We start from the raw sequence: 15,764 nt of genomic DNA, 5'->3' as shown, positions 1-15,764 counted from the left end.
GAATTCTGAATAATGTCCGTATGAGATGTCAATATCCTTAAATCCAAAAAAGTTGAGACACGGACATCTCAGCTTTTCTTCCTTCTAATCAAGCTTTTTCCTTCTCAATGACTTGATCTAAGTAGTCACTATATTTATCAAAAAATCGATTCAATATTTCAAATTCTTCTTCTGTTATATCATCAAAAAATGGTTTGTCTCTTAATAAAAATTGATCATGTAATGCTAAATGACTACTATATACTCGGTTTCCTTCTGTTGTTAAATCAAAGTATATTTCTTTTTTATTATCATCTTTTTGATATACCGTAATCGCATTTTTCTTAATGAGTTTTTTCGTTAATTTACTAATGGCACCACGTGTCATAAATAAGTCATCTGATATTTTTTTAACATTTGGATTTTCTATATTATGAATAGCTTCTATACAATGAACTTCTGAGGAAGTATATCCAGATAAAGCTTCTTCCATCTTAGGTTTATTTAGCCAGACAATTCTATTTTGTACATGGCCCATTTTTTGCATTAAAGATTTTACTTTATTCATCGCTAAATCCCCTTATATTCAATCTCATATATGATATTTCCCTTTACACATACTTTTCTTCATAGTAACAGAAATGATAAAAAATCAATAGTTCATTCAATTGTACTTATCATAATCCAACCTTTTCAGACTAACTAAAGTATTAAAATAATAGTTTTATATAATTTATCATAATTATTTATTGTTATTTTCTATCATTGACAAACCTTTCAAACCTCCTATAATTGAGAATGATTATCACTATATAAATTATTTGAAAAGGAAGTTGATCTTTTTGGAAATCGTATATAACGAACAGATACAAGAAATACGTCAATATTTTCAAGATTTTTCTGAAGAAGACATAACAACTTTATACCAGAAAGCATACCGTGAAATCACGCGACGTATTGATCAATTATCAAGTTTTGAAGATATTGGTCAAGATGTCATTTATGATGATGAACGCTTAGTACACGAAATTCAAGATTCTATTCGCAATCTCACTTTGAGCTATATTCAATTTGAACGCGATCATCAACAACATGGTCATAGTTATCAAAATATTTTTGAGTTTGTTGAACAAGAAAATATAACGGATGTCTTTTTTGAACAAAGTGTAACTGAAGGACATCCTTTCCACCCTATGACTAAGACGAAATTAGGTTTCTCTATAGATGATGTTATTAAGTTTTCCCCAGAATTTAGACAAACGGTGAACGTCATTCCTCTATTGTGCAATAAAGATTTTATAGATGAAATCAATATCTATCAATCGCCTGCATTAGAGACTTTTAGAAAGAAAGTTGATACATATTGCAAAGAATATGGCATTAAATTTGAAAACTATGCTTTACTGTTTATTCATGAATGGCAATTGAAGCATTTTCTTTTACCACAGTTTGAAACATGTTTCGAACAACAGTTCATGATTCCATTACACGATTTAGCTGTTGAAAGCAGTCCATTATTATCATTTAGAACTTTAGAAGCGCGAGAATTAAATTGCATCGTTAAGACTGCTGTCAATGCACAAGCGACAAGTGCAGTAAGAAATGTGTCTCCCGCTTCTATCCGTAATGGCATAATTCTAAGCGATGTTGTGGAACGCATTTATCGTTCAAATGGTTATGATAATAGCTATATTCAAAAAGATTTAGCAGGCAGTTATTTAAACATCAATCAATCACACGCTAATAAATGTAGCTTTATGTTAAGAAGCCTTATACCTGAACAGAAAACCAGTCACCAATTAGTATGTGCCAGTCTGATTACTGATAGCTTTGTTACGAGAAAACCTATACTCATTGAATGTATTGAAACAATTATGCAAACACAAGACATGTCATTCGATTCTGCAACTCAATTATTCTTAACAGAATATACACATAATTTATTAGAAGCTACTTATAGATTATTGCTTGAAGAAGGTATTAGTTTAGAAGCACATATGCAAAATAGCACTGTCATCATTAAAGATGGCATGCCTATTTCTATTTATATAAGAGACTTTGGTGGCGTGAGATTATATGAAAGAAATATAGATATTGATGATTCAACAGGCTTGATTACTGACTCATTTGAAGATTTGTTATCAGTATTTTCCCATGCAGTCTTATACAATCACCTGTTCCAACTTATACAAGTGTTGGCTACTTATGGTTATGACAGTACAAAAGGTTATCAAATCATTCGAAATATGATAGCTGATCATCACGTAAATAGTGCGCCTGACATCAATATTTTAGAACAACCAACCTTTAAAATTAAATCACTATTAAAAATGAGAATATACGCTGAAGGTTACGATTACCAATATACAAATATCAATAACCCGTTATATATGGAGGCCAAATAAAATGAGTTGGACTAATGAGGTATATCAACATACAGATAAATACGAACAACACTACATCGAGCAATGTATTCAAGACAGCATTCATACAACATTCAAGAAATTATTAACATGCTTACATGAAGAAGTAACACCTCCTATACATCATGTAGAATCCTTTAAAACAATCACAACTTTATATATTAGCGATTCTATATTTGTAACTTATGATAAAGCGAACCATCGCGTACAAATTACAGATGATACAATAACTCGCTTTGTTCAAGATCCACTTGAATTAATAGACTGGCTTAATCATTTTAGTGACGAACATCACGATTACCACAAATTGCATGTTGAAATTGAAAATCACCTCATCAACCAAGCAATTAGTTTTATTCATTGTTCTTATACATCTAAAAGCGACCATCCATTATTACATAGTGAGCAATATGTAATTACTGGGCATAACATTCACCCATGTGCTAAGACAAAGTTAGGATTGTCTTTCAAAGAAGTTATGCAATATTCACCTGAATATAATCATGCATTCAAATTAAACTGGTTATTCGTTAAAAAAGGGTTTCTATATAATAATTTAGAAGCTTCTGAGGTAAAAACTTTAGCAGACTTTAGTGGTTATTTAGGAGAAATACCTGAAGATTATGATTTGATACCTGTACATCCGTTTCAATTCGAACATGTCATACCAAAAGTTTATACGGAAGAGATCAAATCTCAAAATATTATACCGCTTCAACATACTGGTGGACTCGTAAAGAGTACTTCATCATTTAGAACCGTTTGTCCTTTAGATACGATAACACCTATTATCAAACTACCCGTAAATTCACAAATGACGTCAACAATACGTTCTATTAGTAACAACAGTATTATCAATTCTAAAAATATCGGTGAATATTTCAAATTTATTTATAAGAATGACGACCGTCTTAATGAAATCAGCTTACCCGTATTAGAATATGGCGGAATGACTTACATTCATGACGAAGTAGATAAACAGCGTAATTTATCATTCATATTGAGAGAAAATAATACGCAATATATACCTGCTCATGCATCACTTTATACAGCGACATGTTTGTTTGAGCTGAATGAACATCACCAAAAAATCTACGTCGATATGATTGAAACTGCTCGTGCAACAGCAACACCGATTGTTTGGTTTGACCAATATGTCTCATTACTCGTTGAAACTGTGTTAACACTCATGACGAAATACGGTGTTGGTTTAGAAGCTCACCTACAAAATATGTCATTTGAATTTATAAACGGTATGCCTACACGTTTACATGTACGAGACTTTGGCGGATTAAGAATAGATGCTTCTCGCGTGCCTGAATGGTTAGAACTAAGCAATGCTTTAACAAATGCAACGACTGAAAGTATGTATGAGAAAGTACAAAACACATTATTGAGTAATCATCTCAACACACTTGTGCATCATTTCAGTGAAGATTATGCATATGATTCAAACATGTTATGGCTACATATTAACCGTATATTTAAAGCCGTATTTGAAGATTTATTATCACAAGACATTCAACATACAGAGGCAGATATCAAAGCCTTTTACAAAAAGACTATAAACGAGAAAGCATTATTAACGATGCGCGTATCTAATAAAGATCAAGATATTTATATCCAAAAAGCCAACCCACTTCTCATAAGTGATGAAGTTAAAGTTTAATCCTTATCATCGTTTTGTCAGTTCTCAGTTTATAGCTCGAACAATCGATTGGGTAGATATCATCGCATTAAATTGGATAACGTTACAAATGACTGGAAGCGCTGTTTACATTGCATATATAAATTTTGCACGGTTAATGCCACAGTTAGCATTTGCTTTTATAATCGGCAAAATTATCGATACTGTTAGTTCTACGAAACTCATGTACATCATCCATTGTGCAAATATGTTATTCACAGTATGTGTCGTCTATGCTTTTTGGCAAAAATGGAATATCTACATCATACTTTCTATTATTATGGTACGTTCATTTTTCCAAGCAATTGATACGATACAAAGAAATGCACTTATACAAAGTTTTGTAGAACCAGACAAGCTTCATAAAGCGATCAGTTTAAATGCTTTAATTTTAAATATTGCTAGACTAACTGGACCATTTATAGGTGGGATATTATTAGCTCAACTGAATTCTAATATTGTATTATCCCTACCTATTATTGGGAGTTTAATGGTTATATTATTCAACCAAACTTTGCCAGAGGTCCATCATGAGAAGAAGACACGTTATAAAATATGGTCGTACTTAAGACAACAACCTGTTATTGTCATGCTCATGTTATCCAGTGTCTTATCGATGCTTTTTGGATTTTCCTATACGATTATTCTACCTAGCATTGTAGATGAACAATTTGGCAGCCGTACGATGATTTATTCACTCTTTACTGCCATGATTGCTGCTGGATCTATTATAATTTTAGTCATGTTTATGCGCACTAAAAATATGAATACGATGAAAAGTTTGAAACGATGGGCAATGATATTTACGTTAACCCTCATTCTATTAATGTTTATACATGATACATATTTATATGCAGCTGTCTTATTAATAATGGGCTTGGCATCACAGGCATTTAGAACGACCAATCGAATACTCGTCCAACAGCTTGTTGAAGCGAAATATAGAGGATCTGTATTATCCATTTCAATGATGGATAAAGGTTTCATTCCACTTGGTGGTATATTACTAAGCTTTATCTTTGAACAGTTCAATTTACAAATTGTATATATAACAATGGTTGTTGGACTGCTCATCATGGTCATCTGTGTCATGTTTATGATAAATAAGGAGAATCAATATGGAAAGAATTAAAGAAGTGTTAACAGACAGTAATCACGATTATTATATATATGATTTAACCGAATTAAAGAAGCGCATCAATTGGATTAGCTCTGTCACGAAACATGATATTTTCTATGCAGTGAAAGCCAACTCTAATATAAAAATCTTAGAAACACTCGCACCTTTTGTTTCGGGATTTGAAGTCGCTTCTACTGGAGAAATTGAAAAGGTTCGATCTATTTCAAAAGAAATTCCAATCATTTACGGCGGACCTGTAAAGACGAAACAACATCTAGAATACGCTTTAGATGCACATGTGAAATCTATTCAAGTAGAGAGTCTCTTTGAGTTAGATACGTTGCAATCATTACTTCAAGACAAACAACAATCAATCGAAGTTATGATTCGTATTAATTTAAGTAACATTCAATCAACAGCTAAATTAAAAATGGCGGGTGTCCCAACACAATTTGGTATGCCTTACAATGATTTAGATGAAGCCATTCAAATCTGTCACGATACAGATCAAATATTTTTAACAGGTTTCCACTTTCATGCAATGAGCAATAATTTGGACGAAGATGCTCACGTCACATTCATTGAAAGTGCACTTGAATTTACGCATCAATATCAATCACATTTACCGGAAGAATATGCGATTAATGTAGGTGGTGGTATAGGTATCGACTACGATTGTCAAACATGTTTTGATTTTGATTATTTTGCAACACGTATCCATCATCTACCACGCTTAACTTTTGAACTTGGACGTTTTATTACAGGTCCTATAGGTTATTATGCCGCTAATGTTTACGATATTAAATCCATGCATGATCAAACATTCGTCTTATTAAACGGTGGCACAAATCATTTTAGATTTCCAAAAGCGTGGCAACATCATCAACCATTTGAAATTATTCATTCACATACTAGTTCTAACAGAATGAAGTCCATTACCAATGATACCGTCGTATTAGCTGGGAAACTATGTACACCAAATGATGTATTTGGTCTTCCCTATGATATTGAAAGTATACAAACCGGTGACTGGGTTGTATTTAAATTAGCTGGAAGTTACGGATATGACATTAGCCATTTACAATTTTTATCTCATGAATTGCCGCTTATTCAGTATATTTAAAGATACTTTGTTTAATTTGAAAGCATATTCTAAAAATATATTGACAAAAAAAGGTAATATTTTATAATTGAAAATGAAAATCATTATCATAATTCAACTTAAGAAAGAGGTTAAAGAAATGAGAAAGCTTTTATCAGTTATAGTAGTACTTGTTGTAATGCTAGCAGCTTGTGGTAATAAACAAGAGGCATCTTCAAACAAAGATACACATGAAGTGAAACATGCCATGGGAACGACTAAAGTACCTAACAATCCTAAACGTGTTGTTGTATTAACAAACGAAGGTACAGAAGCACTTGTTTCAATGGGCGTTAAACCTGTTGGTGCTGCTAATTCATATGCTGGCGATCCATGGTATAAACATTTAGAGAAGAAATATAAAGACATTGAACCTGTGGGTGGAGAAAGTGAAATCAACTTAGAAAAAATTGCGAAACTTAAACCAGATTTAATTATCGGTAATAAATTCAGACAAGAAGCACAATACAAGAAACTTTCTGAAATTGCACCTACTGTATTCTCTAAAGAACTACGTGGCGACTGGAAAAACAACTTTAAATTATACGCGAAAGCTGTAAATAAAGAAGATAAAGGGAATGAAGTCTTAAAGAATTACGATAATCACGTTAAAAAAGCAAAAGAAGAGATTGGAGATAAAGCAAACTCAGAAGTATCAATGGTTCGCTTTATGCCAGGTGATGTAAGAATTTATCATAAAGATACATTCTCAGGTGTCATCTTAGACGAACTTGGTATTAAACGCCCTAAAGGTCAAGATAAGAACGACTTTGCAGAAAAAGGTGTTACAAAAGAACGTATTAAAGCAATGGATGGAGATTACATCTTCTACTTTACTTTCCAAGAAGATGATAAGAAAGTTTCAGCATTAGAAAAAGAATGGGTAAACGATCCAGCCTTTAAAGAATTAAATGCATCTAAAAAAGGTCATGTTTATAAAGTAGATGATGCTGTTTGGAACACTTCAGGTGGTGTATTATCTGCCAATATGATGATTGATGATTTAAAGGATAAATTGAATGAAAAATAAATATCTTTGGTTATTTCTCCTATTTTCAGGTATTTTTGTCGTGCTATTCATTTTAAGCATGATGCTTGGCTATAAACATTTTACCTTTTCAGATATATGGCAACATTATATCCATGGAGAAACAATTAAAGATCAACGTGTACTGACACAATTAAGACTACCTCGCGCAATTTTGGGCGGGGTTGTCGGTGTTTTAATGGGTATTAGTGGTGTGATGATCCAAACCATTACACGAAACCCCTTCGCAAGTCCTGGCATTATGGGTGTTAATAGTGGTGCTAGTTTAATGGTTGTGATTACGACTGTTGCGTTTGGTATGAACGGTGTATTTCAACAAACCATTATGGCTTTTATTGGTACCGTCATCATTGCAACTTTAATTATATTAGCCACTACATTACCATTTAAGCCATTCAATGCGATGGAATTAACTTTATTCGGAGCAAGTATTAGTGCTTTTTGTATGGCCATCACACAAGGTCTACTCATCTATAACGAATCAGCTATAGAAGAATTAATATATTGGCTAAATGGTTCAGTAGCGAATAAACATATCACTATTTTAATGTACATATGGCCATTTATTATCGTTGGTTTAATCATATCTATTTATATGGCCAAGCCGCTTAATCTTTATATGCTAAGTGATGATGCATTAAAAGGACTCGGTGCTAAAATATTATCCATTAAAGTATTCACGATGATTGCTGTTGTCCTGTTAAGTGGATCTGCCGTTGCATTAGCTGGTCCAATTGCCTTTATAGGACTGATTACACCTCATGTTGCGAAATTGTTATGTAAATCTCATAACCATTTTATTGTCATACCTTTATCAGGTGTTCTAGGTGGTTGTCTTCTATTATTAAGCGACATTTTAAGCAGATATTTATTAATGCCGAGAGAATTGCCAGTCGGTATTACAACAGCTCTTATTGGTGCACCAATATTCATTTATTTAATTCTTAATCGTAAGGAGTTAACAGAATGAAGAAATTTATCATACTTATCATCATGCTCATGTTAACGACTTTACTCACACTCATGTTAGGTGATAGCTTTATCGCACCTCAAAATGTATTAAGTGGCCTATTTAAACTTGGAGATCCTTATACAAACTTAGTCATTAATACTTTAAGACTGCCGAGAGTCTTATTAGCAATTGTAACGGGTGCAGCACTTGGCATTGCAGGATGTGTCTTACAATTTATTACGAAGAATCCATTAGCTTCTCCTGATGTTATAGGTATATCTCAAGGTGCTAATGTTGGCTCGTTAGTATTTCTCATTGTCTTAACAACAAGTACCGAAGCTTTATTATTACCAATTGCTTATCAGCCAATCTTTTCAATGCTTGGTGCGATAATTGTTACGGCATTATTATATTTTTTAGCAATGCGAAAAAGTTACAAACGAGATCGTCTCATACTAATTGGTATAAGCTTTAATATACTTTGCCAAGCAATTGTAATGTTCCTAATATTAACTTCAAATAAACGCAGTGCTCAAGCTCAAATTTGGATTACAGGTTCCGTTCATCAAGCAGAATATCAACAAGTCATGATTGTAGGAAGCATCTTATTTATCATCATGGTCATCCTGACATATTATGCACGTTCATTTGATATTCATTACTTAGGTAGAAATTTATCATTAGCATTAGGCAATCCTTATCAACATATATCTATCATTGCATTAATATCTATGAGTATCCTAATTGGTATATCCATGAGTTATGTAGGCGGTATACAGTTTGTCGGATTAATCGCACCACACATCGCACTGAAACTCGGTGCACATCAATTTAGAAATCGAATATTTTATAGTGCCATAATCGGCGCCATCATACTATTATTAAGTGATTTAATCGGTAGAACACTCTTCTTACCAAAAGAAATCCCAGCAGGAATCTTTACCGCACTCATCGGTTCACCATTCTTTATGTATTTATTAATCAAGAGTAGGAAATGATATGTTTAGTAGTATTAGCGTATTGTACGAAATCGTTAAACACTATCAAAGTAGATAACGATAGAATATTGAAAAAGCAGGGTCATCAAGAAATGGCCCTGCTTTTTGTCGTATTTAGGATGGAGAAATCAATTGAATATTGGGGTTGTATGAGGGTAAGCCACGACTTCGACTATCTCTTGGCTTTATTCAGGACTTAAGCCATGACTTTCGTGATCTCTTGGCTTTATTCAGGTCTTAAGCCATGACTTTCGTGATCTCTTGGCTTTATTCAGTACTTAAGCCACGACTTGGACTATCTCTTGGCTTTATTCAGTACTTAAGCCACGACTTGGACTATCTCTTGGCTTTATTCATCACTTAAGCCACGACTTCGACTATCTCTTGGCTTTATTCAGGACTTAAGCCATGACTTTCGTGATCTCTTGGCTTTATTCAGGTCTTAAGCCATGACTTTCGTGATCTCTTGGCTTTATTCAGTACTTAAGCCACGACTTCGACTATCTCTTGGCTTTATTCAGTACTTAAGCCACGACTTGGACTATCTCTTGGCTTTATTCATCACTTAAGCCACGACTTCGACTATCTCTTGGCTTTATTCATCACTTAAGCCATGACTTCAGCGATCTCTTGGCTTTATTCAGGTCTTAAGCCACGACTTCAGCGATCTCTTGGCTTTATTCAGTACTTAAGCCATGACTTCAGCGATCTCTTGGCTTTATTCATCACTTAAGCCACGACTTCGACTATCTCTTGGCTTTATTCAGACGTTAAGCCATGACTTCAGCGATCTCTTGGCTTTATTCAGGTCTTAAGCCACGACTTCAGCGATCTCTTGGCTTTATTCAGACGTTAAGCCATGACTTCAGCGATCTCTTGGCTTTACTCAGGACTTAAGCCATGACTTCGACTATCTCTTGGCTTTATTCAGTACTTAAGCCACGACTACCGCTTTCTCTTGGCTTTACTAAACCCTCAACTCAAACAATACTCATCTTTCCATGATATCTTTCGCTATATGGATTTGTTTATTTCTTTCTTCAGTCACTAACTTTAAATCATTGTTAGATATGATATTCATCACTTTAATAGCATAATCTGATGATACAATTGCATGTCCTCTCATATGTCCTGTTGCGATTGCTTGTGCGTATACACGTGCTGCAAATTTACTTTGTTCTGTTAGTGACCTTTGTGATAATTTATTCGCTAAAAATCCAGCTTGTCTAAGTTCATAAGCACTCATTTGCCCTTCTTTTCTAAGTTGTAATTTATGTTCTGTTTCTGAAATAATTGTCTGTTTGTCTTCATCATTGCCTATATCTATATCATCAATAAATCTCTTCGCATTTTTAATCGCCCACTCGACAAGTTCTTTCTGTATCAGTTCTTCTAATAATGTCTCTAAAGTTATTCGTTTCTCAATATCATCTTGAATTTTCACTTTATATTTAGAAGGTATTTCAACTTTATGAGCTTTCTTAAGCTCCCTTTCATGTTCATTCCACGCATATTCCTCTAAATCCATAACATGTCCTCATTAGTATGACGATTGCCTAAGCTATCAAAACATTTTTTCGTTAAATTATCTAAATATTTGGAATTTTCGTTCTTCGTAATGATATAATCACCTGAAGGGGTGATGTAATATGACAACAAAAGAGCAAAAGTCTAATAGATTTTTAGACGGAATTGAAACAATCGGTAACAAATTGCCACATCCATTTTTTATATTTTTATACTTAGCTATTTTCGTTATGGTATTATCATTTATTTTTAGTTTGTTTGATGCAACGGTTAAACCTCCTGGTGCGGATAAAGCACTCGATGTAAAAAATTTATTTTCAAATGAAGGTATTGAATACATTTTCACTAACCTTATCACGAACTTCACTGGATTTGCACCTTTAGGTCTCGTTATATCCATGATGATTGGTGTTGGCTTGGCAGAAAAAGTTGGCTTTTTAGAATACATTATTCAAAAAACCATTGTCAATGCGCCACCAGCTTTAATTACATATGCAGTCGTGTTTATTGGGATTATGGGTAATATTGCTTCTGATGCTGCAACGATATTAATTCCTCCATTAGCAGCTATGGTATTCTATAAATTAGGGAGACATCCGGTAGCTGGTTTAGCTGCAGGGTTCGCTGCGGCTGGTGCAGGATTTACAGCTAACTTATTAGTTGTAGGTACAGATGCATTACTTGCTGGTATCAGTACGGAATCTGCAAAGATAATTGATCCTGATATGGTCGTATCTCCAGTAGCAAACTGGTATTTTAATATTATTTCTACAGTATTATTAACCATTGTAGGTGCACAAGTGACGACTAAAATTATAGAACCTCGTTTAGGTGATTATAAAGGTCATATTGAAGATTTAGATGAACATGAAGACTCACCTACTGCCAAAAAAGCTTTCATTTACGCTTTAATTGCAGCTGCAATTTATATACTTATATTTGTTGTTGGTTTATTAATACCAAATAGTCCTTTATTAGGTGAAAAAGGCGACATACTTGAATCTCCATTTTTAGCTGGCATTGTTCCCGTTATACTTGGTTTCTTCCTTGTTGTCGGCACAACGTTTGGTATTGTTGATCAAAAGATTAAAAGCACACACGATGTAGGTAAATTTATGACACAAGCTGTTAATGACATGTCAGGCTATATTGTGCTCATATTTGCTGCATCACAATTTATCAGTTTCTTCCAATGGTCTAATATGGCTACTTGGATTGCTGTAAATGGCGCTGACTTCTTGAAAAGTATTCATTTAACAGGACTACCATTAATCTTGTTATATATCTTATTTACAGCATGTCTCAACTTATTAATCACTTCAGGTTCAGCTAAATGGGCGCTAGAAGCACCCGTGTTTGTACCGATGTTTATGCAACTTGGTATTCATCCAGGTTTTACTCAAGCAGCTTATCGTGTAGCTGATTCATCATTTAATATAGTTACACCTTTGAATCCATATTTTGTCGTCATTATAGCTTTCTTAAATAAGTACGATAAAAAGGCTGGTATAGGTACGCTTATTTCATTAATGATACCTTATACGGTTGCATTTATTATTACTTGGATTATTTTATTAACGATTTTCTATTTAACAGGATTACCTTTAGGTCCTGGCGTAACAAGACATTTGTAAGGAGTGATATTCATGAATTTTGACGAAGATTTTAAACAAAAGTTAATCAATCTTAGACGTAATTTACATGCTTTTCCTGAAGTAGGATTTTTAGAAATTCGAACTGCAAATATCGTTAAGAACTATCTAGATTCTTTTGGATATGACATTCAAAGTGGTCAAGAAGTGATGAATAAAGATTATTTAATGGGGTATCCTACTGAAGTTGAATTTAATTCACATATTGAAAAATTAGATCAACTCGACGAAGAACTGCCACATTTCAGAGATGGATATACAGGAATCGTTGCAACATTAGATACTCAAGTTCCTGGTCCAACATTTGCACTTAGATTTGATATGGACGCTTTACCAATTACAGAAAATAAGGATAGCGATCATTATCCTCAAGCCAATGGATTCCTTTCTACAAACAAAGGCTTTATGCATGCATGTGGACATGATGTTCATACAACTATCGGTATTGGCCTTGCAGAACTTTTAAAAGAACATGAATCTGAACTAAAAGGGAAACTTAAGCTCATTTTCCAACCTGCAGAAGAAGGTGTTCGAGGTGCTAGATCTATGGTAGAACAAGGTGTCGTAGATGATGTCGACTACTTTGTTGGCGCACATATCGGATTAAATGCTCAATCTAATGAAATTATCACATCCGTAAAAGGATTCTTAGCTTCTACTAAATTAGATGTTCAAATAAACGGTGTTTCAAGTCATGCAGGAGCACAACCTCAAGATGGTCGCAATGCCCTACTCGCTGCAGCAACATTCGTTCAACAAGTATATGCAATAGAACGTCATGAAAAAGGTGCATCTCGTGTAAATGTCGGTACACTTCAAGCAGGTAGTGGCAGAAATGTTATTGCAGATGAAGCATTTCTACAATTGGAAGTAAGAGGAGAAAATAACGACGTGAATCAATTTATGATGAAACGTGTAGAAGAAATTAAGGCTGGCGTAGAAGCAATGTTTGGTGTCACAATTACAATGACAAAAGTCGGTGAAGCCATTAGTATTAAGCCATCCGAAGATATGGAACAAACAGTTTATCAATTATTAAAAGAGAAGTTGCCATCATTAAATATTATTCAAGAAGAATCCACACCTAGTGGAAGTGAAGATGCTACTTATTTTATAGACAGAGTGATGAGCCGTAAAAAAGATGCAATCTATATGAATATCGGAAGCAATCATGATTATAACCATCACCATCCAAAATTTGATGTCGTAGAAAATGATATATTTAATGGTATTAACGTATTATACGAAATCGTAAAACACTATCAAAGTAAATAACAATAGAATATTGAAAAAGCATGACCATTAAAAATTGGCCATGCTTTTTTGTCGTATGTAGGATGGAGAGATTAATTGAATGTTGGGTTTGTATGAGGGGAAGGTATAACTTCAACTATCTCTTGGCTTTACTCAGGACTTAAGCCATGACTTTGACTATCTCTTGGCTTTATTCAGGACTTAAGCCATGACTTCGACTATCTCTTGGCTTTATTCAGGACTTAAGCCATGACTTCGACTTTCTCTTGGCTTTACTCAGGACTTAAGCCATGACTTTGACTATCTCTTGGCTTTACTCAGGACTTAAGCCATGACTTTGACTATCTCTTGGCTTTATTCAATACTTAAGCCATGACTTGGACCATCTCTTGGCTTTACTCATTACTTAAGCCATGACTTCGACTATCTCTTCCCCCTATTCACCTTTCCACTGACACTAATCTCATCCTCCAATTATTACCTAGGTAATACGCCTTTTGGTATTGGATTTGTATATTCATTTTTACTACGGAATTGTTTAAATTCTTGTTGTACTTGTGATCTTAAATATGGGTTATCTAATAGTTCTATTGCTGTATGTGCCATTGTCATAGCAGCGTTACTTGTGCCTTGTACTGCTAAGTTTGATAATCCTTGGCTTGTCATTTGCCATGTATGTAATGGTGTTCCGATAGCTGAGGTCGCACATGACACTTGGCCAGTTGGTACTACCCAACTTACATCAGATACATCGGTAGAGCCTGATAATATATGATCTGTCTCTTTATAAGGACTGACTTTATCGTAAATATATTTATCTTCTAATACCCCTTCATCATCTAAAAATCCAAACCCTACTAAACTTGTTAATTTATTTTTTCGTTCATTGTCTGTTAATGAATTAAAAATTTCTTTTGCAAATTGTTCATCATCACGACTCGCTTGATACTCATAAATTTCATTTAATGAGTGATGTAATTGAGCGCCTAATTGTGTATTCGGAATATAATTTGAGCATCCTTTAACAAAGTCGATTTCTACTTCAGTTTCAGTCATTAAAGCAGCACCTTGTGCAATTTTCTTAATACGCTCATAGACATCCTGAACTGTATCAATTGTCTTGGCACGAATCAAATATTGTACTGTTGCTGAGTCTTGTACAACACTTGGAGATGAACTACCTACATCGTGTAATGCATAATGGTATCTCACATCTTCTGTAACATGCTCTCTCAAATAATTGGCACCAACATTCATTAACTCGACAGCATCTAAGGCACTTCTACCAAGATGAGGGCTATTAGCAGCATGTGATGAAATACCTTTATAATGAAAATTCACTAAGTAATTGGCGAGTGATGACAAATTCATCACGCTGTTAGAAGGTGACGGATGCCAACATAATGCAAAATCAACATCATCAAAAGCACCATCTCTAACCATGAATGTCTTACCAGAACCAATTTCTTCACCAGGACAACCATAGTATCTTACTGTACCTTCTAAATGATGCTCTTCAATATAATCTTTAACCATAGCTGCCGCCATTAGTGAACCCGTACCTAATAAGTTATGACCACATCCATGACCAACCTCATTCCCTTCGTCATTTTTCGAAGATGAGTTTGGTGTTTGATATAAACCTGGTAACGCATCATATTCTCCTAAAATTGCAATGACTGGCTTACCTGATCCATAAGAAGCAACAAAAGCCGTCTCAATTTCTGCTACATTACCTTCAACTTTAAAACCCAACTCTTCACATTGCTTCATGAGATATTCTGCAGATTGAAATTCTTTAAACTTTAATTCTGGATGATAAAATAAATATTCACTAATTGCCTTGAACTGGTCTAGATGACTATCTCTATAATCTTTCAAAAACTTTACTCTACTCATAAAACCATCCCCCTTTAAATATAAATTTTACCATAAAGGTGTAATATATTCATTTAGAGGCATTTCCTATTACATATAAAAATA

General features: G+C 34.0%; 12 protein-coding genes. 9 read left to right on the top strand and 3 right to left on the bottom strand.

Features of this window, described 5'->3' with window-relative positions:
• Nucleotides 1-88 precede the first annotated feature (88 nt).
• The gene (locus MHH94_RS00980; protein ID WP_078355326.1) at nucleotides 89-547 is read right to left on the bottom strand and encodes a MarR family transcriptional regulator; all 459 of its coding nucleotides are present in this window, start codon (nucleotides 545-547) and stop codon (nucleotides 89-91) included.
• A gap of 274 nt (nucleotides 548-821) precedes the next feature.
• Between MHH94_RS00980 and MHH94_RS00975 the strand changes: the two genes are divergently transcribed.
• The 7 genes from MHH94_RS00975 (at nucleotide 822) to MHH94_RS00945 (ending at nucleotide 9,348) form a co-directional block, all read left to right on the top strand.
• Complete coding sequence (locus MHH94_RS00975) at nucleotides 822-2,384, top strand: IucA/IucC family protein (RefSeq protein WP_107609086.1); 1,563 nt, start codon at nucleotides 822-824, stop codon at nucleotides 2,382-2,384.
• A 1-nt stretch (nucleotide 2,385) separates the two neighbouring features.
• Nucleotides 2,386-4,071 carry an IucA/IucC family protein gene (locus MHH94_RS00970; protein ID WP_058591936.1) on the top strand — a complete coding sequence of 562 codons (1,686 nt, stop codon included), beginning with the start codon at nucleotides 2,386-2,388 and terminating at the stop codon, nucleotides 4,069-4,071.
• Nucleotides 4,055-5,221 carry an MFS transporter gene (locus MHH94_RS00965; protein ID WP_232181787.1) on the top strand — a complete coding sequence of 389 codons (1,167 nt, stop codon included), beginning with the start codon at nucleotides 4,055-4,057 and terminating at the stop codon, nucleotides 5,219-5,221. Before MHH94_RS00970 ends, MHH94_RS00965 begins: the two co-directional genes overlap by 17 nt.
• On the top strand, nucleotides 5,208-6,332 hold the full coding sequence (locus MHH94_RS00960; RefSeq protein ID WP_048540440.1) for an alanine racemase: 1,125 nt from the start codon (nucleotides 5,208-5,210) through the stop codon (nucleotides 6,330-6,332). The genes MHH94_RS00965 and MHH94_RS00960 overlap by 14 nt, the downstream gene beginning before the upstream one ends.
• Before the next feature lie 118 nt (nucleotides 6,333-6,450).
• Complete coding sequence (locus MHH94_RS00955; RefSeq protein WP_058591938.1) at nucleotides 6,451-7,380, top strand: ABC transporter substrate-binding protein; 930 nt, start codon at nucleotides 6,451-6,453, stop codon at nucleotides 7,378-7,380.
• Entirely contained in the window at nucleotides 7,370-8,368 is a 999-nt protein-coding gene (locus MHH94_RS00950) for a FecCD family ABC transporter permease (protein ID WP_078355328.1), read from the top strand. Before MHH94_RS00955 ends, MHH94_RS00950 begins: the two co-directional genes overlap by 11 nt.
• Entirely contained in the window at nucleotides 8,365-9,348 is a 984-nt protein-coding gene (locus MHH94_RS00945; protein ID WP_106417692.1) for a FecCD family ABC transporter permease, read from the top strand. Before MHH94_RS00950 ends, MHH94_RS00945 begins: the two co-directional genes overlap by 4 nt.
• Before the next feature lie 991 nt (nucleotides 9,349-10,339).
• On the opposite strand, the gene MHH94_RS00940 is transcribed toward MHH94_RS00945, so the two are convergent.
• Nucleotides 10,340-10,876: a putative immunity protein gene (locus tag MHH94_RS00940; protein WP_107609084.1), complete on the bottom strand. Its 537-nt coding sequence runs from the start codon at nucleotides 10,874-10,876 to the stop codon at nucleotides 10,340-10,342.
• 121 nt (nucleotides 10,877-10,997) lie between these two features.
• Here MHH94_RS00940 and MHH94_RS00935 point away from each other — a divergent pair, with 121 nt between their 5' ends.
• Together MHH94_RS00935 and MHH94_RS00930 are read left to right on the top strand one after the other, a co-directional pair.
• Entirely contained in the window at nucleotides 10,998-12,509 is a 1,512-nt protein-coding gene (locus tag MHH94_RS00935) for an AbgT family transporter (RefSeq protein ID WP_058591940.1), read from the top strand.
• A gap of 12 nt (nucleotides 12,510-12,521) precedes the next feature.
• Nucleotides 12,522-13,802: an amidohydrolase gene (locus tag MHH94_RS00930; RefSeq protein ID WP_078355333.1), complete on the top strand. Its 1,281-nt coding sequence runs from the start codon at nucleotides 12,522-12,524 to the stop codon at nucleotides 13,800-13,802.
• A 456-nt stretch (nucleotides 13,803-14,258) separates the two neighbouring features.
• Here the strand turns inward: MHH94_RS00930 and MHH94_RS00925 are convergent, their stop codons facing one another.
• Nucleotides 14,259-15,680, bottom strand: a complete 1,422-nt coding sequence (locus MHH94_RS00925) for an amidohydrolase (RefSeq protein WP_088592709.1) — start codon at nucleotides 15,678-15,680, stop codon at nucleotides 14,259-14,261.
• Nucleotides 15,681-15,764: the final 84 nt, after the last annotated feature.

Source organism: Mammaliicoccus sp. FSL K6-3158, from assembly GCF_038005105.1.
GTDB classification, from domain to species: domain Bacteria; phylum Bacillota; class Bacilli; order Staphylococcales; family Staphylococcaceae; genus Mammaliicoccus; species Mammaliicoccus sciuri.
The sequence above is the reverse complement of the archived record's forward strand: the minus strand, read 5'-3'. Positions and strand labels throughout refer to the sequence as shown.